14 protein-coding genes are annotated in these 22,187 nt (G+C 45.7%); 8 read left to right on the top strand and 6 right to left on the bottom strand.

Annotated features, from left to right (window positions below; translation table 11 throughout):
- Positions 1-70: 70 nt before the first annotated feature.
- The 3 genes from H8K52_RS13700 to H8K52_RS13690 all read left to right on the top strand — a co-directional run bounded on the left by H8K52_RS13700 (position 71) and on the right by H8K52_RS13690 (position 7,278).
- Complete coding sequence (locus H8K52_RS13700; protein ID WP_186923474.1) at positions 71-1,480, top strand: ATP-binding protein; 1,410 nt, start codon at positions 71-73, stop codon at positions 1,478-1,480.
- 517 nt (positions 1,481-1,997) lie between these two features.
- Positions 1,998-5,177, top strand: coding sequence for a type I restriction endonuclease subunit R (locus tag H8K52_RS13695; protein WP_425507539.1), 3,180 nt, complete (start codon positions 1,998-2,000; stop codon positions 5,175-5,177).
- Positions 5,178-5,523: 346 nt separating this feature from the next.
- Positions 5,524-7,278 (top strand): GspE/PulE family protein, encoded by a 1,755-nt coding sequence (locus tag H8K52_RS13690; protein ID WP_186923472.1) that lies wholly within the window; start codon positions 5,524-5,526, stop codon positions 7,276-7,278.
- Between the two features lie 120 nt (positions 7,279-7,398).
- Here H8K52_RS13690 and H8K52_RS13685 read toward each other — a convergent pair whose 3' ends face one another.
- Positions 7,399-7,671 (bottom strand): hypothetical protein, encoded by a 273-nt coding sequence (locus tag H8K52_RS13685; RefSeq protein WP_186923471.1) that lies wholly within the window; start codon positions 7,669-7,671, stop codon positions 7,399-7,401.
- A 462-nt stretch (positions 7,672-8,133) separates the two neighbouring features.
- Here H8K52_RS13685 and H8K52_RS13680 point away from each other — a divergent pair, with 462 nt between their 5' ends.
- Positions 8,134-9,045: a hypothetical protein gene (locus H8K52_RS13680; RefSeq protein WP_186923470.1), complete on the top strand. Its 912-nt coding sequence runs from the start codon at positions 8,134-8,136 to the stop codon at positions 9,043-9,045.
- 181 nt (positions 9,046-9,226) lie between these two features.
- Here the strand turns inward: H8K52_RS13680 and H8K52_RS13675 are convergent, their stop codons facing one another.
- Both H8K52_RS13675 and H8K52_RS13670 read right to left on the bottom strand, forming a co-directional pair.
- On the bottom strand, positions 9,227-9,490 hold the full coding sequence (locus H8K52_RS13675) for a hypothetical protein (RefSeq protein ID WP_186923469.1): 264 nt from the start codon (positions 9,488-9,490) through the stop codon (positions 9,227-9,229).
- Positions 9,491-9,976: 486 nt separating this feature from the next.
- Positions 9,977-11,923 carry a glucokinase gene (locus H8K52_RS13670; RefSeq protein WP_186923468.1) on the bottom strand — a complete coding sequence of 649 codons (1,947 nt, stop codon included), beginning with the start codon at positions 11,921-11,923 and terminating at the stop codon, positions 9,977-9,979.
- 527 nt (positions 11,924-12,450) lie between these two features.
- Between H8K52_RS13670 and glk the strand changes: the two genes are divergently transcribed.
- The 4 genes from glk (at position 12,451) to H8K52_RS13650 (ending at position 17,711) form a co-directional block, all read left to right on the top strand.
- Positions 12,451-13,461, top strand: a complete 1,011-nt coding sequence (gene glk / locus H8K52_RS13665; RefSeq protein ID WP_186923467.1) for a glucokinase — start codon at positions 12,451-12,453, stop codon at positions 13,459-13,461.
- 5 nt (positions 13,462-13,466) lie between these two features.
- The gene (locus H8K52_RS13660) at positions 13,467-15,395 is read left to right on the top strand and encodes a glycoside hydrolase family 13 protein (RefSeq protein WP_186923466.1); all 1,929 of its coding nucleotides are present in this window, start codon (positions 13,467-13,469) and stop codon (positions 15,393-15,395) included.
- A gap of 42 nt (positions 15,396-15,437) precedes the next feature.
- Positions 15,438-16,784, top strand: coding sequence for an alpha-amylase family glycosyl hydrolase (locus tag H8K52_RS13655; protein WP_186923465.1), 1,347 nt, complete (start codon positions 15,438-15,440; stop codon positions 16,782-16,784).
- A gap of 315 nt (positions 16,785-17,099) precedes the next feature.
- Entirely contained in the window at positions 17,100-17,711 is a 612-nt protein-coding gene (locus H8K52_RS13650) for an OmpW/AlkL family protein (RefSeq protein WP_186923464.1), read from the top strand.
- A 163-nt stretch (positions 17,712-17,874) separates the two neighbouring features.
- On the opposite strand, the gene glcF is transcribed toward H8K52_RS13650, so the two are convergent.
- Genes glcF through H8K52_RS13635 form a run of 3 tightly spaced genes read right to left on the bottom strand, consistent with a single transcriptional unit; the run spans position 17,875 to position 21,959 of the window.
- Complete coding sequence (gene glcF / locus H8K52_RS13645; RefSeq protein ID WP_186923463.1) at positions 17,875-19,341, bottom strand: glycolate oxidase subunit GlcF; 1,467 nt, start codon at positions 19,339-19,341, stop codon at positions 17,875-17,877.
- Positions 19,342-19,394: 53 nt separating this feature from the next.
- Positions 19,395-20,459 carry a glycolate oxidase subunit GlcE gene (gene glcE / locus H8K52_RS13640; protein ID WP_186923462.1) on the bottom strand — a complete coding sequence of 355 codons (1,065 nt, stop codon included), beginning with the start codon at positions 20,457-20,459 and terminating at the stop codon, positions 19,395-19,397.
- A 33-nt stretch (positions 20,460-20,492) separates the two neighbouring features.
- The gene (locus H8K52_RS13635; protein ID WP_186923461.1) at positions 20,493-21,959 is read right to left on the bottom strand and encodes an FAD-linked oxidase C-terminal domain-containing protein; all 1,467 of its coding nucleotides are present in this window, start codon (positions 21,957-21,959) and stop codon (positions 20,493-20,495) included.
- Positions 21,960-22,187: the final 228 nt, after the last annotated feature.

Genomic DNA, 22,187 nt, shown 5'->3' with positions numbered 1-22,187 from the left:
TGTTTGGTGGGGTGGATGGCGCAATTCATTGCGCCCTACGCTGTTAAATGGCTTTTAGTCTGGAGAGAAAATGGACATTAGTGTCGATCAAATCGATAAATGGCGACAAGTTAAATCTGAAACGCAAAACCTTGAATTTAAGGAGGCGAAGACGCAATTTGACACCAAGAGATTGTTTAAATATTGCGTGGCGCTTGCCAACGAGGGTGGTGGGCATTTATTGCTAGGCATTGCTGATCAAGCACCTAGACAAGTTGTCGGCACACAGGCGTTCACTGATCTGATGGATATTACTTCTAAAATATTCATTGCAATTGGTTTTCGCGTTGATGTATCAGAGGTCGCACATCCGGATGGTCGTGTACTTGTTTTTTCTATTCCTGCTCGCCTTGCTGGTACGGCATATCATTTTGAAGGTAGTTATCTAATGCGCTCTGGTGAAGAGCTGGTGCCAATGAGTGAAGATCGATTGCGCATGATATTTGCAGAGGGTCAGCCGGTTTTTGAATCAAAAATTGCGCTTGATAAAGTCAGTGCATCCGATGTCATTTCACTGCTCGACACGCAAAGTTATTTTGAATTAATCCAACTCCCCTATCCAATTGATAGAGAAGGTGTGTTGGAGCGATTTATACGAGAAAAACTGATTATTCATGAAGGTTCTCACTACAAGATCACTCATCTCGGCGCGTTGTTGTTCGCAAAAAATTTAGATAGCTTTGATACTTTGTCTCGAAAATCTGTACGTGTTACGACTTACGAGGGAAAAGATAAATTACGGACGCTTCGTGACACGATAGGAAAAAAAGGTTACGCGGTAGGATTCTCTGGGTTGATTGAATACATCAATGGTCAACTACCTGCAAATGAGGTAATAGGCCAAGCCTTACGTGAAGCTGTGCCAATGTTTCCTGAAATAGCGATACGGGAATTGGTTGCCAATGCACTTATTCATCAAGATCTCAATGAGCCTGGCTCATCCGTTTCGATTGATATTTATAGTAATCGCTTAGAAATCAGCAATCCGGGCTTGCCTTGTATTGAAGCCAATCGCTTTATTGATGAGTATCAATCTAGAAACGAACGTCTAGCAGACCTGATGCGACGGTTAAGAATTTGTGAAGAAAAAGGCAGTGGTATCGATAAAGTTGTGAGTAGTATTGAGATGTTTCAATTACCTCCTTTGGATATTCGTATTGGGGAAAAACGCACATACACAACTTTATTTGCCCACAAACAATTTGAAGATATGGATAAGTCAGATAAAGTCAGAGCATGTTTTCAGCACTGCGTGCTTCGTTATCTGATTGGAGAAAAAATGACGAATCAGAGTTTACGGGAGCGATTTGGCTTGGGATCGAGACAATCTGATGTTGCTTCTCGTATTGTTAGTCAAGCAATTGAAGAAGGTATGGTTAAACTTGAAGATCCTGAAAATGCCTCGCGAAGATATGCTAAGTACATACCATACTGGGCATAAGTTTATTTGCAGGCTAATGCTCACTAAGGACATTAAAAACATAAACTTATTTAAAATCAATGACTTCCAATTTGATTGCTAATGTTCGTAATAGACGAACCTGAATGAAGTCAGGTCGACAACATAATAATTAATGTCATTTATAAAAATATTCCGTAAGGACTCCCAAATGCCATTAACGTGTTACGCAAAGGCTAGCTTCAGATAAGTTGCAATTGCATCAATACCTTTAACGAATCGACACGTTTCTTCAATATGTCGATTTTGAGGAAGAAAATCGACATATTTTTTTGATAATGTCGGTAAACTAATACTTATCAGCTGTGTGGCGCGTTTCAACACTAGAAATATCATATTCGCGATTTGCGAATAGCGAATATACGATTCTTAGGACCGTAGGGTGCAATGCATTGCATCGACACGTAAAAGCATGCGTATTGTACGGTTGGTTGAATGGCGCAATGCATTGCGCCCTACATATAAAGATTTACAAATTCTGACATGGACAAATTGCATGATCACTGAAGACCAACTAGAACAACTCTGTCTCACCTGGTTTCAAGAAATTGGTTATGACTACGTCTGCGGCTATGACATTGCGCCGGATGGTGCTTGCCCTGAACGCAGTGATTATCGTCAGATTATTTTGCCAGCACGTTTATTGTCGGCTCTTCAAAAAATCAATCCGCACATCCCTGCCGCCACCTTAGAACAAGTCGCGCTACAAATCGCTAAGCCAGAAACACCGATACTGATCAAAAATAACAAAGCCTTTCATCAGCTTTTGCTGGAAGGCGTGAAGGTGGAATTTAAGTCGCAGGAAGTCGATGCCAATGGTAATGCCGATAGCAAGATCGATTATGTGCAGTTGATCGACTTTGCCAATGCTCGTAACAATGAATTTTTGGTCGTCAATCAATATTCTTTGGCTGGCAGCAAAGGTAATCGTCGCCCTGATGTGTTGGTGTTTATTAACGGCATTCCGCTTGCAGTATTAGAACTGAAAAATCCCGCCGATCAAAACGCCGATATCTGGCAAGCCTTTCAACAGATACAAACCTACAAAGAAGAAATTCCTGATCTGTTTATTTTTAATGAAGCGGTCGTGGTGAGTGATGGTTTGGTTGCGCGCGTGGGTTCGCTCACTTCTAACAAAGAGCGCTTTTTACCTTGGCGCACGGTGGCGAATGAGCATGATAAGCCGCTGTTTGAGTTTCACTTAGAGACTTTGGTGAAGGGATTTTTTAAGCCCGATTTATTCCTTGATTACATCCGTTATTTCATTTTATTTGAACAAGATGGCGACAACATCATTAAGAAAATCGCGGGCTATCATCAGTTTCATGCCGTGCGCGAGGCGGTGCGTGCGACGGTGATTGCGGCGCAGCGTCCGGATAGTCGCAGCATCGCGCAGCCGCGTGCCAATTACGCTAATGAGGTGGTCGCAGGCTCGGGTAAAGCGGGCGTGGTGTGGCATACGCAAGGTTCGGGTAAGTCGATTTCCATGTTGTGCTATGCGGCGAAACTGCTGGCGCAGCCTGAGATGAATAATCCAACCATCGTGGTGGTGACCGATAGAAATGATCTGGACGGTCAGCTCTACAATACCTTTTGCATGGCGCAAGAAGCGCTCAAGCAAACCCCGGTGCAAGCGGGTGATCGTGATGATTTACGTGAATTACTCAGTTCTCGTCAGGCAGGTGGCATTATTTTTACGACGGTGCAAAAGTTTGCTTTGTTGGGTGAGGAAACTAGCCACCCTATTCTCTCAACGCGCCACAATATCGTGGTGATCAGCGATGAAGCGCATCGTAGTCAATATGGCGACAAAGCGAAATTCAATACCAAGACTGGGCAATACACGTTTGGCTATTCCAAGCACATGCGCGATGCCTTGCCGGAGGCGTCGTTCATCGGCTTTACAGGTACGCCGATTGATTCTGCCGATAAAGACACCAAGGCGGTGTTTGGTGACTATGTTTCTATTTACGATATTCAAGATGCGGTGGATGATGGCGCGACCGTGCCTATCTATTACGAATCACGTTTAGCAAAACTCGCTATCAATCAGGCTGAGATTGAAACACTGAATGAAGAAGTCGATGAAGTGATCGAAGATGAAGAAGATGTCGCTAGCCGTGAAAGCACCAAATCACAATGGGCGGCATTAGAAAAATTGGTAGGCAGCGAACCGCGTATGCAGCAAGTCGGCAAAGACTTAGTAGCGCACTTTGAAAACCGTATCGCTAGCATGCCGGGCAAAGGCATGATCGTGTGTATGAGCCGTGAAATTTGCGTCGATATGTATGACGCGATCGTGGCGATCCAACCAGAATGGCACGATGCCGATCCGACCAAAGGCGCGATTAAGATAGTGATGACAGGTTCGGCCTCGGATAAATCAAAACTGCAGCCACACATCTACAACAAAGACACCAAAAAACTGTTTGAAAAGCGCTTTAAAGATGTAAACGACCCTCTGCAATTAGTGATCGTGCGCGATATGTGGCTGACGGGTTTTGATGCGCCGAATTGCCACACCATGTATATCGACAAACCCATGAAAGGCCATAACTTGATGCAAGCGATTGCGCGGGTGAATCGCGTTTTCAAAGATAAACCAGGTGGCTTGGTGGTGGACTATATTGGCATCGCTAGCGAATTGAAAAAGGCTTTGCACACTTACACAGGCTCACAAGGCAAAGGACAACCCACCCACGATACGCGTGAAGCCTATGCGATTTTGTTAGAGAAAATGGATATCGTGCATGCGATGTTTCATGGCTTTGACTACAGTCAATTTGAAACCAAAGCCTTACAGCTATTGCCTGGAGCAATGAATCATTTATTGGGAATGAAAGGTGCGAGCGGCGAGCTCGATGGGAAGAAGCGTTTTCTCGACGTAATGGCCGCGCTCAATAAAGCTTATACCTTGTGCAGCACCATGAGCGAAGTTGAACCTTTGAAAAAAGAGATCGCGTTCTTAAGTGCAGTAAAACACGCGATCACCAAGTTCACAACCATTGATAAACGCCGCACTGATGAGGAAAAAAATAGCGCGCTGAAACAAATCATCGATAACGCGATCATTGCCGATGGCGTAGACGATATTTTTAAAATGGTGGGCTTAGACAAACCGAATATCGGTCTACTTTCTCCTGAGTTCATGGAAGACGTGGCGCGCATGCCGCACAAAAATCTGGCGGTAGAACTGCTAGAAAAGTTACTACGCGACGAAGTCAAAGCGCGCATGAAAACCGATGTCGTGTCGGAAAAGAAATACTCTGATCGCATATTGGAAACCCTGCGTAAATACCATAACCGTGCGATTGAAACTGCCCAAGTGATCGAAGAATTGATCAACATGGCGAAAGAAATGGCGGCCGATGCAGAACAAGCCGCCAAGCTAGGACTCAATTCCGACGAGATCGCTTTCTATCGCGCTTTGATCCAAAACGAATCTGCGGTAAAAGAACTGGGCGACAATAATCTACGTGAACTCGCCAAGTACGTCACCGAGCAATTGCGCACCTCCACGACAGTCGATTGGCAAGTGCGGGATAGCGTGCGCGCTAAGTTACGCAATCTGGTACGCCGCGCTTTGAAGAAGTGGAAGTATCCACCGGATAAAGCGGATGAAGCGATCGATTTGTGTTTAAAACAGGCTGAGGCATTGAGTCAAAGTTGGAGCCACTAGACTATCGAAAAGTTTAAAATTCGACCAAATTTTTCGGATTTTTGATGCTTTTTTAAATACCTCGCGTAATGCTTTGAAAGCACATGACTGACGCTGTAAAAGTCTCATACGTGGAGAATGAGAAGCTCCCGACAGTCATTTCCTATCTTCCAGTCTCGCGCTATTGTCTAGCAAAGCTGGACTACGATACATTCATAGCTCACATGTCACCTAAATACTCCCAACTTTGACAAATTTTTGATGCATCACAATACCCGAAGTACGGTACCGTTTCAAAATACACTCGAAAATGCTGGTATCAGCCTCTCTCGACAAACTGTCGCTCAATCATCAGCTGAGTTAAATCATGCCTACAATCCATCATCACGCACACCAACCAATCGCTCACTCAGCAAGTGAATTGACTGCGCTATTCAATATGCAAGCGAGTGCTATGCATGAACGTCTCGGCCAATACCTATTACGCGAACACCTGGTCAGCGCCGAAGCCTTGAGAGAAGCGTTACAACAACTACGTCATCGCGATGGCAAAAAGCTCGGTGAAGTACTAGTCGAAATGGAAGCACTCAAGCAAGCTGATTTAAATCAAGCTCTACTAAGTCAGCTAGAAGTACCGCATCTTCTTCTCGAAAAATTTATCCCCGATCCACAAGTCATCAGCTTGTTACCCGCGGAAATTGCGCATCGCTATCAAACTCTGCCGATCATGCTTCACGAAGATAGTTTGGTCCTGGCGAGCGCGACTTTATTATCGCAACAGGCTAATGAGTTTATTCGCTTTATCTGTCAAAAAAATATCCTCAATGTGATTGCTGACGAGCAGGCGATACGGCTAGCAATCAAAGAGAGTTATCTCAGCCAAACCGAAAACGAAGGCTTACAGGAATTTGAGCTTAGTATCGAGAGTGATGATCAGGACCAACAATCATCACAAGATGCCGAATTCATGGCGAAACAGCAGCCTATCGTCAAATTGGTAGAAACGATCCTACAAACAGCGATCTTGCGGAATGCCTCCGACATTCATATCCGGCCTGAAGCACATCACTTCGACTTACTCTACCGAATTGATGGCAGCCTGCAAAAACTCAAAGACTATCCAAGGAGCTTATTGCCTGCCGTCGTGGGACGTATCAAAATTTTGGCAAGACTCAACATCGCAGAACGCCGTCTGCCGCAAGATGGGCGGATAGGCTACCAATACGAAAAACATAAAATTGATTTACGTATTTCTGTCATTCCTGTGCAATTTGGCGAAAGTATCGTCATCCGTGTACTGAATAAAAATCAAGGATTACGCACGATAGATCAAATTGGCTTTACGACTCAGGACGAAGCACGCTTTCACGATCTACTAGATCGCTCGCACGGCATCATCTTAGTTACCGGTCCGACTGGTTCGGGTAAGTCAACGACCTTATATGCGGCACTACAAGAAGTCGTTAAGAACGAAGTTAATGTCATTACGGTCGAAGATCCCATCGAGTATGAATTGAGTGGCACCCGTCAAATACAATTAGTCAATGCGATTAATTTTAGTTTTCCGCAGGCCTTGCGGCATATACTGCGCCACGATCCAGACGTGATTATGATAGGCGAGATGCGGGATGCTGAAACCTGTAAGATCGCTCTCGAAAGCGCACTCACTGGACACTTGGTATTTAGCACGCTGCACACCAATGACGCAGCCAGCAGCATCGTGCGTCTAATGGAAATTGGCGTAGAGCCTTATATGATACGCGCTTCAGTCATTGGCATTTTAGCGCAACGGCTGGTGCGGAAAAATTGTCCACATTGTTTGCAGCAAGAAAGCGTAACGCCGCTGATGCGAAAGAATTTGGGACTGACAGACGATGAGATTTTCTATCAAGGTTGTGGCTGCGAACACTGTCACCAAACAGGATTTTCCGGTCGCCTGGCCATCTACGAATTATTAATCATCAATGACAAAATTCGTACCCACATACAACCCGGCATGTCCGCTGATGAACTGTCGCAATTGGCAAAAAGAGAAGGCATGACGAGTATTGCAGAAAATGCGATCGTGCAAGCGCGTCTGAAACATACATCGATTGCTGAGATTTATCGTGCCTGTATGTGAACCTACATACGACTCATGGCAACAGTCGTCTCCAACCAACAGCGCAATGGCAACTACAGAGCCGATGCGCTAAACAAATAAAACAACAAGAAACACAAACAACTTCGCAATACAAAACGATTATTCTGACGCCATGCTAGCTTTTTCAGCAGCCGTCAAACGCTTGGCGCGCACTTCAACAACTTGCATCACAACGACCTGAGCCATCTCTAAGTCGTATGCCAATTTGTCTTCGTCACTCATGCGTTTAGCACTAACAGTGATTGATTGTACCGGCGTGACAGTGGCGCCCACATCCGCAGTTGTCGCAACGTTTAACACGCCAACAAAGATCAATGAAGTTAAGCAAGCAGACACTGCAGAAACGATGGCAGTTGCGGTAATTGTTTTCATGGTAGTTCTCCTAAAGTTTCTATTTAATGGGCAATTAAATTCGCTGTTTTGCTGATTAATTTTTTATCGATTTGTGTTTCGATGTGTGTACTTTAACCAAGCGCTGAGTCAATAGCGACCGCTATGCGATGAAATGCCGAATCGCGGGAATCAATTACCAAAAAGCGAGGGCTAAGAGAAAATACGCGCCGACTTTCTTTAATAAGTGCGCGTGAGGATATGCGCGTAGTCTCGCGATGACCGGCGCTTTAATAAAAGCGTTTTACACATCGCACAATCTGCCTTGCCAATGTACAAATTAGTGCGCCAGCAACAATAAAATGGCATGGTGTATCTAAAGGTCGATCGAGGATAGTATGACGATACGAATCAGTGAACAATTTACACGCTCAGCAACGTCAACGATAATCCTTTGCTTACCTGACAATTGACCTAGCACCTTTCACTCAAAACCCAACTATCATGCGACTAAAGCTGACTTTACTCTCGATTACGGCACTACTGAGCGCCTGCCAAACTGTGCAAGACCAATCCATTCCTCTAGGTCGTGAATTCATACAAAACGCCAATCAATTCAGTGTCAAGCGCCCTACCTGGCGATTAAGTGATGCCGTGTATCAGCAAGCCTTACAGAGTCCACGAGAAAGCTACGAAATCAGTGGCGCAAAAACGGGTTGGGGAAAATCAGAGCAGAGTCATCTTTGGTTTTCTGAATCTGGAATTTCACTTCAAGGTTTGGAAATTAAAGATAAGTTTTTACGTTTCTTATTTCTCGACTTGTTAGATATGCGGCAAAAAAGCAGTCGCCGTTACTTGCTCAAGAATGAGAACGACTTTGCATTTACCGTCAATGCCAGCCGAAGCGATATGGTTCAAGTTCGTTGTCGTACCTTGTCGATGAACGATCAGGTAGAAACCACCTATAAAATGGATGGCAATAAGACACAACGAAACACAGAAGCGACTCGCTTAAATAGCTATCTCGGTTGTGATATACAAAAAGCTGAGAAGCATTGGTATCTCACTGTTGATACGCTACGTAATGAGATTCCAATCATCAAGCTACAAGTAGATGGGCAGCAGCTTGGTAAGTCCTTGCAATTTACAATGATCAAAGACAGCAGTTATTTGGTGAATGGTCAATGGCGGACTTTGCCAAGTCATTTCCAGCAATTCTCTGGCTTAACAATTGAGCGTGATAGTCAAACAATCGGCGCGATGTCTTTCGACGGACAACAACCCAAAGTGTGGATAGGAGAACCGCTGGCAGCGGAGGAGAAAACGGTATTGCTCGCAATGAGCTACAGCTTAATGATGTATGACTGGCTTGATAGTAGCTGGCGTTCATCTCAACCCGGTAAGTTCATCAATTGATTTTGAACTCTACCATACCAAGAAAAATGAGTGCCTGAGGAGATATTACATGGCGTATGTCTCTTCATATCAACGCTAACGAAAGTCGCAGCGGATTTGCTTTTGCGTTACAGAGTCGGCACTCGAACTCTTATTTTACTTCACTTCTTTTCTTACAAATGACAGATTTGATCTGGCCATTTTATTCAGCAGACATGGCCGCTTTTTGCTCTGGCGTCAAGCGTTTTGCAGTGATGACAACCGTTTGCATCATTGCGCTCTCTTGGTCATAAGCGAGTTTTTCTGCCTCTGTCATACGAGCATGACGCACTGTGACAGTTTGTACTGGCGCTGGTGAAGCCTCGACTTGTGTGGTCGTTGCGACGTTGACGATACCAACAAAAACTAAGGACGTTAAGCAAGCAGATGCTGCAGAAACGATGGCGGTAGCTGTGAATGTTTTCATGATAGTTCTCCTAAAAAATTTCAATAATTTGTGTGAATGTTCGTTTGTTTTTTTATCGAATCTTGATTCGATGGATGTACTGTAATGGAGCCTTGCGTCAAGTGCTATAAGCATGCGACGAACTGCCAAATAGGCGGCCTTAAGCTGCAAAAATCAGGTTTAAATTAGGATTACATGTGAGATACCTCTTGATAAAGTCGGTACCAAAGAGGTGCACGCAGGAAGAAAGCAAAGCTTGGAAGCAAGTTCAAAACGGTAGGCGACACGATACACTGATCGTAGGTAATCGAAAGCCTCACACTGGCTAGCCTACCAAAGAAATATCATCAACAATTGACGCCCATGTAACGTAGCACGCGGCATCAGCGGCTAAATCGGATGAGATGATTCGTTTATGAAGCGCACCAAGTAACGACTTTTTCAATGCCAGCAGCAAACATGTTCGTCGACACAAAAAAACATGCTTGCCACACTTGCTATGCTTTTTTAACGGCTATGCGAGGTCAACTTCGCTAAAGGAGAAGCCAAGCTAACACCTGGCGCTTGAGTTTTTGCTCCCACTTTTCTTTCTGGGGATCGAGTCGGTCTGGCTTCGTCTAAGCGTTCATCGGCTTCGCCTTGCAATAGACTAGCAGCACCCGGGTTACGCCCCATTGCCACGCCGACTGCCAGCATATCAATCACTAACAAATGCAAAATCCTGCTGACCATGGGTAAATGCGTACTCACATCTTCCACATGATCAACGATCAGCGCGACATCGGCTTTACGGATTAAAGGTGAATGACTAGCGGCGATGGCGATAATCTTGGCACCACGTTCGCGCACTTTTTCTGCGACTTCTAATAACTCGGGTAATCGCCCGCTGCTGCTGCTGATGACCACCACGTCTTTGTCACTTAACACACTCGCTGACAACAGCTGCAGACGTGAATCGGTATGCGCAATACTAGGAATCCCCAAGCGTAAAAACTTAAACTGCGCATCTTGGGCGACAACGCCATAGTGTCCAATCGCATAAAACTCTAATTTATTTGCCTGACTAATCAATTGAATAGCCCGTTCTATCATGTCGCGATTTAATTGATTACGTACCTGCAAAATCGAAGACGCGGTATTCCCCAAGACTTTGGCGCCTAACTCTAAGGCAGAATCATCATCTGTCACTTGGATGTGCGTCACCGGCACGGTGCCAGTTAAGCCAGAGGCTAAGCGTAATTTAAAGTCTGATAAACCTTCGCAACCTAAAGATCGGCAAAAACGTATTACCGTTGGCTGACTAACATCCGCAGCACGTGCGATTTCAGCAATAGGATCATTCACCACCGCACGGGCATGCGCCAAAACATGCTCTGCGACACGTAACTCTGCTGGTGACAAGTCTGGACGAATACGACGAATCTGTCCCAAGATCGCTGACCCAGGTTCTGTGTTTAAGGTTTTTAGTTGCGCATCTAAAATCGCTGCAGCACCAATAAAGGTGGCCTGCTCGGCGGTAATCACGTAAGTGGGAATGGCAGCCACATAGCGACTGAAACGACCCTTCTCTTCAAAACGTGCGCGAAAACCAGAAGCAGCAAAGTAGTCACCTAATCGCGGCACAATACCGCCACCGATATAAATACCGCCCATCGCGCCCAAAGTCACGGCCAAATTGGCAGCTGCGGTTCCCAACAGATCGCAAAAAATCTCGAGCGCGACCTCGCATTGAGGATCACTATGCTGTAGTGCGTGTTGGGTAATTTCTGGAGCACTCAGATCTTTAGCTACCACTTGTGCCTGCTCAGACAGCGCGCGATAAATCAATTCCAATCCCGGCCCAGACACCAAACGTTCAAACGAGACGTGTTCAAAGTGTTGCCAAACATAACGCAAGACGGCTATTTCGCGCTCATTTCTAGGAGCAAAACTGGTGTGTCCACCTTCTGAACCCAAAGAGATCCAACTATCTCCCGCCGGAATCAAGCCAGATGTTCCCAGCCCGCTACCGGGACCGAGTAAGCCAATCACGCTCTGCTTACGGGCTTCACCACCACCGATCTGCTGTACATCATTTGGCCCAAGGCGTGGCAGTGCCATTGCCAGCGCCGTAAAGTCATTGACGATCAACAAGGTGTCAAACCCAAGCTTTTGGCGCATCTCTTCAATCGAGAATTGCCAATGGTAATTCGTCATGCTGACCTGATCGCCATCGACAGGATTCGCAATCGCCACCGCCGCATGCTCAATTTGGAGGTTTGGCAAGCTCTGCAAGTAAGTATTGATCGCGGTATAGAAATCTGGGTAGTCAGCACAGAGCAAAGAGCGCACATGCTGAAAATCACCTTTACTGACTTCGAGAGCAAAGCGGGCATAGGTACCGCCAATATCGGCCAATAAATGGGGAGAAGAATGTGACACAGATTGAATTCGTGAAGCTTGGTTCGCTTGCATAGACTGAGATTCCTAAATTTCTTCGAGGTAATTATGCGGCAGCAGCTGGCAAATATACCAAGGATTTAGCATGCTGCTTGCTTGTCAATTCTCATTGTAGTCTGACTAGACCAAATCACGATATAGTGATCAATTCATACTTGTTGTCATCTATTTTGAGGCAAGCAAGGGCAACTCGTGTAACTAGACTACAAATTTTTCAGTTTGTCTTTTGTCATCTAAGAAAATAACTCGTGGTTAACACAGAATATTGTAGTACGCCAGCCAACGCAAAAAGCAAAAGAATCTGACGTAAAATCAGTCAGTTAAATCAGAATCCAACATTCAAGCTTCGTCATGTATCAGAATCACGGCGCAAGCATATTCTTTTGAAAAGTGAATTTGGCGGAAAACCACACTTTCCACCTAAATCTAAGAACACATAACAAATTCATTGCGATATTTATGTAGTTTTGCTACATTTACTCAAACTAGTTTCCCTACTGACTCACGAAAATTTGTGATCTGTGCTACAGGAATTGCCCGCAATGACAACAGCCCCACACGTAAATGACAACCCCACCGCCCCCTATCCATGGTTGGTGGCAGATATCGGCGGCAGCAATGCTCGCTTCGGCTGGGTCGCCTCTGCCAGTCAAGGTATAGAACATGTTCGCACCTTAACAGTCAGCGAGTTTGCAACGCCGATAGTCGCTAGTGAGGCTTATCTAAGCTATTTACAGCAAAAACTAGACTCCAGTTTTCAAGCACCGCAGTGCGCAGCTTTTGCTGTTGCGACAGCCGTGGCGCAAGATGAAATCAACTTCACCAACAGCCATTGGCGTTTTTCACAAATAGAAGTGAAAGTAGCCTTACAGCTGAAAAAATTTTTGGTACTCAATGATTTCGAAGCATTAGCACTATCGTTACCGGGTCTTGGAGCGCAGCATATTCGCGCGCATGGTGCACTGCCACGGCACGATGGCACGCTGGCAGTCATCGGCCCAGGTACCGGTTTAGGTGTGGGTACTGTGATTCAAACTCAGCATGGCTGGATTGCAATTCCTGGCGAAGGTGGCCATGCCACAGTGGCAGCAACAGATGTTTTTGAATCGAGAGTGTTAACACACGCGCGCGAAGAATTTGCGCATGTATCGGCCGAACGTCTCCTATCAGGAATCGGCATGCCAGTGCTGTATCGCGCTGTTGCCAAAACGATGAAACAAATACCCAAGTCCTTGAGCACAGAACAAATCGTCGATTTTGGACTCAAGTCAGACGACCCGGTGTGCGTCCAAACCTTGGATTGTTTTTGCGCCCTGCTTGGTAGCTTTTGCGGCAACATTGCTTTAACCGTCGGTGCTCGCAGCGGTGTATATATTGGCGGTGGCATTGTCCCGCGCCTCGGAGACTATTTTTTTCAATCGCGTTTTCGGGAAAAGTTTGAAGCGAAGGGACGCTTTCAACATTACTTACAACAGATCCCGACTGCCCTAATCACGGATACGTTGGCGGCACTGAGCGGTGCTGCTTTTGCGATCGAACAAAGCGAAGCTTAATCCCCATGCAGCGCCGTTATCTTCTTTTACATCAGCAAGCACCTTTACTCTCCCCACTAGTTAAGGTACTTGGCAAGGCACTTAGCGGCGCTGTATTTTTTTGTAGTTGTCTCGCCTCTTTCGGCTTAGCACATGCACAAAGTAGCACCTACCAGATACAACATGTGGAACCTGCGTCGTGGTGGGTAGGAATGAAGCATCCAGAGCTGCAGCTGATGGTGCATGGAAAGAACATCGCTCAGTTGACGCCGTCTATTGTCTACCCCGGCGTCACCATCACTCAAGTTCAACGCACCGACAACCCAAACTATCTGTTTATCGATGTACAAATTGCAGAGAACACCAAAGCTGGTGAATTGTCGATCGCGTTCAAACAAGCAGAAACCACACTGGTCAGCCAAAGCTTCACCCTGCTACCACGTCGCCCAGCCTCGGCGCAGCGTGCAGGTTTTGGTGCAAACGATGCGATCTATTTACTCATGCCAGATCGCTTTGCGAATGGCGATAGCAGCAATGATAGTCTCCCCGATTACAGTGACAAACTTGCACGGCATATTCCGGGCTCTCGCCACGGTGGTGATATTCAAGGCATCAGACAACATCTGGATTACATCGCCAAGCTTGGATTTACCATGCTCTGGCCAACACCCTTAGTAGAAAATGCACAGCCGATCAATTCCTATCATGGCTACGCCGCTACCGATTTTTACCGAGTCGATCCCCGCTTTGGCAGCAATCTCAGCTACCAACAATTGGTTAGCGATGCCAAACGTCACGGCATAGGGATGATTCAAGATGTGGTACTCAATCATATCGGCGACAATCATTGGTGGATGCGCGATCTGCCGAGCAAAGACTGGCTCAATTTTCCGCAGAACTATACTGAAACCAACCACATACGCAGCACTTTACAAGACACACACGCCGCACAAATCGATAAACAAAAATTTGCCAGTGGCTGGTTTGTCAAAACCATGCCAGACCTGAATCAGGGCAATCCCTTGTTGGCAACCTATTTGATACAACATAGTTTGTGGTGGATAGAGTATGCGGATTTATCCGGTTTGCGCACCGATACTTATTCCTATTCAGATAAAGCCTTCCTAGCACGTTGGTCACAACGCATCATGGAGGAATATCCCAACTTCAACATCGTCGGTGAAGAGTGGAGCATGAATCCGAACATCATCGCCTATTGGCAGCGTGGTAAGCAGAATCACGATGACTACCGTTCGTCGCTTCCCAGCTTAATGGACTTCCCCGTCTATCAGGCGCTGCATGCCAGCTTGACGGGCAACGATGGTAAAGCCGCAAACATGATGACGATGTATGAGGCGATCGCGAATGATTTCGTCTATCCTGATCCCGACCGACTGACCATCTTTGAAGGCAATCACGATACACCACGTATTTTCTCAGCCTTAAATCAAGATCTCGCGCTAAATAAATTAGCGATGGTCATGCTGGCAACCTTGCGCGGTATACCACAGATGTTTTATGGCGCCGAAATCTTAATGACTAGTCCAAAACAACGTGACGATGGCAAAGTGCGTGGTGATTTTCCAGGTGGCTGGGATGGCGATGTGGTCAACGCATACACAGGCAAAAATCTGAACGGCGCACAACAGGATATGCAAAATTTCATTGCCCGTTTATTTAACTGGCGCAAAAATCAAACTGCGATTCATCGCGGCAAACTGATTCACTTTATTCCAGAAAATAACTGTTACGTGTATTTTCGCATCGATGGCAAGCATAAGGTCATGGTGATTATCAATCGCAATGAAAAGACAACGGCGCTTGAACTGTCGCGATTTGAAGAAGTTATGCAAGGGGCAAAGCAGGCCTATGAACTCATTAGCGATCAACATCTATCCTTACCAAAGACAATCAAAGTTAGCCCCAAAACAGCCTTAATTTTTGAGCTGCAATAAAGCCCCCCCCCAAACACAATCCCAACCATATGAGATCAAGCCATGAAGCACTTACTCCTTTCACTATTACTTAGCATAGGCGCACTCAATTCTGCGCCGACCACTGCGCAAACCACGAGCTCGGTTATTCATCCGGCATGGACAAAGAATGCGACAATTTATGAAGCCAATATTCGTCAGCATTCTAAAGAAGGCAGCTTTCAAAAATTTGAAGACTATCTGCCGGAATTAAAGAAAATGGGTGTCAAAGTGATTTGGCTTATGCCGATCAATCCTATTGGCGAAAAGAACCGCAAAGGCACTTTAGGTAGCTACTACGCAGTGCGCGATTACAAGGGTGTCAATCCTGAATTCGGCACACCAGCTGACTTCAAAAAATTGGTGAAGTCAATTCATGCACAGGGAATGTATGTGATTATCGATTGGGTAGCCAATCATACGGCTTGGGATCATCCTTGGGCAGCGCAACATCCAGAGTTTTACAAAAAGGACAAAGACGGTAAGTTTGTCCCGCCCGTACCCGATTGGGCCGACGTCATCGCACTTGACTACACCAATCCACAACTACGTAAAGAAATGGTCGAAGCCATGCGTTTCTGGCTGACTGAATACAATATTGATGGATTCCGTTGTGACGTTGCAGCGATGGTGCCAACCAACTTTTGGAACGACACTCGCAAAGCCTTAGATAAAACCAAAAAAGTATTTATGCTAGCGGAAGCCCATGAATTTGAATTGCATGAAAAAGCCTTTGATATGACTTACGGTTGGCAATTCAAAGACTTATTCAATGACATCGCACAAGGTAAAAAATCTGTGAAAGATTTGGATGCCTACTTGAACGGCGAAGAGAAACATTATCATCCCAACGCCTATCGCATGATGCATATTACAAATCATGATTTGAATAGCTGGGAAGGAACCGAGTTTGTACGGCTTGGAGATGCCGTAGAAACTTTCTTAGTTTTGTCAAACATCATGAAAGGTATGCCGCTCATGTATAGCGGTCAGGAAGCCGGCAATACCAAAGCATTGGACTTCTTTGAACGCGATCCTATTGAATGGAAGGCGCACCCGTTCAAACAACTCTACACCACCTTATTCCAATTAAAGAAAACCAACAAAGCTTTATGGAACGGTCAAGCTGGTGGTGAAATGCAGCGGATAGCGACTGGTAATGATGAGCACGTGTTCGCCTTTTCTCGTGAAAAAGCGGGTAATAAAATTGTCGCTGTCTTCAATCTATCAAACCAAACAAAAACGGCAGAAATCAAGTCAGCGCTCGCAAAAGGTAAGATGCTCGACATTAGCAACAACACCAAAGCGCCAATTGGCACAAATATTAAGTTTGAATTAAAGCCTTGGGAATATAAAGTTTTCGTCGAATAATATCCCTGGCAGTAAGCGGAATTCATCCGAAAGAAGTCGCACCAAGAAAATCAAAACTATAAATAAAAGCGCCAGCATTCAGTGCACCGAATGCTGGCGTTTTTTTATGCACAAAAATCTACGCAAACTCATAGCCAACGAAAATCCAAGACATCTTTCAATTTTTTTGCCATGAAAACAGCAAATTTGATCTAGCTCAAGACGTATGTTGCAGTGCGCAACTACACTAGCTCCATTGGGTTCAGGAAAAAAATCTCAAGCATTAGAATCAAAATCTGTATTGATAATTTGCATTAATCACCAAGGAAAATGAAAATGAAAAAGCTCGTTCTCGCACTCTCTTTAGCAGCAGTTGGTTTCGTCAGCGCAGAAGCAATGGCACAAGAAAGCCCATGGTTGGTACGTGGTCGCATCGTCAATATCAGCCCAGCAAACGGCTCTGATCCAGTCGGTGGCGTAGGCGCGGCAGATCGTATCACTGTCAGCAAGAAAACGATCCCTGAACTCGATATTACTTACTTCTTTTCACCAAACGTCTCTGCTGAATTGATTTTGACATATCCGCAAAAACACGATGTGTATTTAGATGGCGCCAATATTGGTACATTCAAACATTTGCCACCGACGTTGTCTGCGCAATACCACTTCGCACCAAATGCCGATATCAATCCTTACTTGGGTTTTGGTGTGAACTACACCAATCTCTCTAAAGTGAATTTGTTGGCTGGTAAAGGTGGCTTGGAAAGCAGCAGCTTTGGCTTCTCAGTGCAAGCTGGCGTCGATTTCAAAATCGACAAAAATTGGTCTATCAATCTGGATGTGAAAAAAGTTCAAATCCGTAGTGATGTCAATATTGCAGGTGCCAAAGCCAGTGCGGTCAAAGTTGATCCATTGTTGGTTGGCGTTGGTATTGGTTACCGTTTCTAAACATAAATAGAACGACGGCGCTGCATCATTAAGCTACGCTGTTTGGTTATGTTATTAAGTTGAATGATTGTTGACGTATTGCGGAGTTATATCCGCAAACATCGACAATCTCTAGCCATCATGTTGATCAACATGATGGCTTTTTTGTTTGTCGATAACAATGCTATTTAAGCGACTTTTTTGTCTTCGATTTTGTTTTGGATTGATTAGCAGTTGATTTCTTCGTCGATTTTTTTCGCGAGACTACGATGCTTTCAGAATTTAAACTCTTTGTTACTGATATTGACTCAGCAGAAGTTGAAGTTGCAATTGAAGGTGCGGTCTCCTCACTCATTGAGGAATCAGTTGCAAGTATCGCGTCTTGTGTCGACAACAGTGGAAGTTGCGCAAAGGCCTGATCAACGACCTCTATCCAATGTTGAACCGCCAGCTGCGTACCCGTTTGCAAATGCTGTTGACACGCCATATTCGCACTGACGATCATTTCGGCTTGTGTCGCTTCCAAGGCTGCCACTTTATTGTCGCGTAATCGTCTAGCCAGATCAGATTGCAGAATTGAGTAAGTTCCGGCTGATCCACAACACAAATGACTATCGGCACAAATTCTGACATCCACTCCCAGTCGTTGCAAAAGTCCTTCAACTTTGCCACGCACCTGCTGACCATGCTGCAAACTACATGGTGCATGCCAGACTATCTTCTGCCTTATTTGCCCGCCTATTTGTGAAACTAATGTATCGGAAAAATCCACCAGCAGCTCACTCAAATCACAGGTCAGCGCACTAATCGCTGAAGCTTTATCAGCGTAATCACTATCATGTGCCAATAACTTGCCGTAGTCTTTTACAGTCACGCCACAACCCGATGCCGTCATCACGATCTGGCTCACTTTACGCTCAGGTTCGGCATCAGGTTTAACTAGAGGCCACCACACATCAATATTATGTCTAGCCGCTTGCTTAGCGCCCTCTTGATCACTCAAATGAAGTCGTACAGCGCCACAACAGGCAACCGAAGGCAATTGGATGCTCTGTATCTGCATGCGATCCAAAACGCGTGCCGTCGCTGCATTAATGTTCGGTGCCAAGCTCCCTTGCACACAACCGTCTAACAAGATCACTTTATGGTTATGTTGGCGCTGCGGTAGTTGATCCGCTGCAGTCACAGCCGGCACTGGAATTTTTTCTTGTAGCGAAGCCGGCAATACCGACTTCAACGCTCGCCCCCAAAACAAAGCATGTTGGAATAAACGTGGATGACTTAATCCACTTTTCAAAGCACCACGCAATAGGCTTTGGGTCCAAGAACGCCCCACTCTTTTCTCAACGATATCGCGTCCTATCTCTAACAAGCGTGAATATTGCACGCCCGATGGACATGTGCTTTCACAGCTACGACAAGTCAGGCATCGGTCAAGGTGGGTCTGCGTTTTTTGACTAGGTTCGTGTCCTTCCAGAACTTGCTTAATTAAATAAATACGCCCTCTCGGTCCGTCCAGTTCATCACCGAGCAATTGATAAGTTGGGCAAGTCGCATTACACATTCCGCAATGCACGCACTGACGCAAAATTTGGTCTGCTTCTTGCCCTTCGGGAGTCGCTACAAAATCAGCGCTTAGTTTAGTTTGCATAGTCTCTTTTGCCGCATTGGTTCAATACGTCTTTATTCAACTGGGGTCATCTATCAATCACTAGGAAACAAGCGACCACGATTAAAAATATCAAAGGGGTCAAAGGTTTTTTTCAACTGTTGATGGATCTTTAAAAGTGCCGGATGCAAAGGCATAAAGGTCACCTGCGATGCATCCGCATAACGAAACTGGGTGACGTGTCCGCCCAAATTTTGCATCAATTCACGCACCGATTGTATCGGCTCGTGCGTCCAAATCCAGCGTTGTGCACCGCCCCACTCGATTAAGGTTTTTGTTCGCAATTTAAGTGCCGATGCAGTCGATGGCAGAGATAAACGTAATAAAGCAAGACCCTGTTCCGGGGTGAAAAAATGATGCTGCTGCTCACGCAAACTTATCCAAAATGCTTTGTCATCATGAACGTCTTGCCCGCCTAATTTCTGTTTCGCCAATCTGATCGCGGACTCCGACCCGGATAAACGTAGCATCAAGCGTCCAGCGTGATAAGCACTAGCGGAAATTGGAAGCGCTTGCCCCGCCCATTTATTTAAACAGTGCAATGCGTCTTGCTCTGATAGCGCAAAGGCCAAACTCGTTTCTAGCAAAGGTCGTGGCATCACTTTAAGTGAAATCTCCGTGATCAAGCCCAGCGCACCCATCGATCCAACCATTAAACGGGAAACATCGTAGCCAGCCACATTTTTCATCACTTGACCACCAAACTTCAACAACTCTCCTCGACCATTCATCATGGTAACGCCTAAGACAAAATCTCGTATCCCGCCAGCATAAGCACGTCGAGGTCCGGACAATCCTGCCGCCAGCATGCCACCGACGGTTGCGTGTTCACCAAAATGGGGAGCTTCGCAAGCGAGCATCTGTCCATGTTGATCTAATAGCGATTCGATTTCTTTTAACGTAGTTCCTGCGCGTACGCTTAGCACCAATTCTGTCGGTTCATAAGCAATCACGCCTGCATAAGCACGGGTATCCAAAACCTCACCGTTCACTTGATTTCCATACCAAGATTTAGTGGCGCCACCCTGTATGCAGAGTGGCAGTTTGCTCTCACTCGCCAATAAAATTTGTTCACGAAATTGTTGTAACACTGGATTCATGCTTAGGCGATTTCTGTCAGATTTTGTATAGATTTAAAAACGTGGGAGTTCAGGGAAATTTAAACGGCCATTTTGCACGTGCATACGACCAAATTCGGCACAACGATTAAGGCTAGGAATACCTTTGGTAGGATTGAGCAATTTGTGCGGATCAAACGCCTCTTTTACAGCCATGAAACAGGCTAATTCAGCTGCGTTAAACTGCAAACACATGGAATTAAGTTTTTCAATACCGACACCATGCTCACCAGTGATGGTTCCCCCCAAGGCAACACATAGCGCTAAAATCTCAGCGCCAAAGGCTTCGGCTTTTTCAAAGGCACCTGGGTCATTCGCGTCAAACAATATCAAAGGGTGCAAATTGCCATCTCCTGCATGAAATACATTGGCGCAGATCATTGCATATTGACGCTCCATCTCCGTAATCGATCTCAAAACTTGTGCAAGATGCTTGCGCGGGATCGTGCCATCAACGCAATAATAATCTGGCGACATTCGCCCTGCAGCAGGAAACGCATTCTTGCGCCCCGACCATAGTTTGGTACGTTCAGCTTCATTCATCGACAGCTTTAAACTACTCGCTCCTGCCTTTTCCAACACGGCACACATGCGACTTATTTCATCTGCGACTTCTTCCGTATTGCCGTCAGCTTCGCACAGCAAAATCGCAGCCGCATTAACGTCATATCCCGCATGAACAAATGGCTCCACCATACGCACCGACGTTTGATCCATCATTTCCAAGCCCGAGGGAATAATGCCTTGGGCAATCACTTGCGCGACTGCGTTCCCGGCTTGCTCGACATCACTAAATGACGCCACAATCACTTGGGCAGTTTGCGGTTTAGGTATCAGTTTGACGGTAATTTCGGTGACAATTCCCAACATCCCTTCCGAACCAATAAAAAGCCCAAGCAAGTCCAAACCCGGAGCATCTAATGCCTCACTTCCCAATTCCAAAATATCACCATCGATCGTCACAACACGGGCTCGTAAGACATTGTGCACGGTCAAGCCATATTTCAAACAATGTACACCACCGGCATTTTCAGCCAAGTTACCGCCTATGCTGCAAGCCAGTTGAGATGAAGGGTCTGGTGCGTAGTACAGTCCGAAACTGATAGCGGCATCAGAGATCGCTAGATTGCGAACACCTGGTTGTACGCGTGCGGAGCGTGCATAGGCGTTGACCTCTAGGATTTTATTGAGTTTAGCGGTCGACAGCACAAGGCCATTTTCAATCGGCGTCGCACCTCCAGACAGTCCTGTGCCAGCGCCACGAGGTACGATAGGTACTTGCAGTTCCCGACACACCTTGAGGATCGCTAAGATTTGCATTTCATCTTCAGGCAAAACCACAACCAAAGGCAATTGTTTATAGGTGCTCAAAGAGTCGCACTCATAAGGGCGTGTGTCTTCTGCGTCCGATAAAATGCAATGCAAAGGTATGGACTTACGTAAAGCCTTCACTAACACCGCTCTTAAATTGGAACTTTCCATCCCGTTGCCTTAGGTTTTTTCGCTATCTCAATGAGTGTAGCCTGTGCAGAGGAATTTGTGAGTAAGAAATAATTCTTAAATAAAAAAAAGACGCCGCAGCGTCTCAGATCGCTGACAAACCCCGTCTTTTATTAAAAGCGGGGTTTTTTATTGGGTAATGATTGCGTCTCTAGTAGGCACTTTAAAAATAAAAGAACTTCGCCACGTATTTTTCAAACGAAGACTCAA

Source organism: Affinundibacterium seohonense (genome assembly GCF_014284305.1).
GTDB lineage: Bacteria > Pseudomonadota > Gammaproteobacteria > Burkholderiales > Burkholderiaceae_D > Undibacterium > Undibacterium seohonense.
The sequence above is the reverse complement of the archived record's forward strand: the minus strand, read 5'-3'. Positions and strand labels throughout refer to the sequence as shown.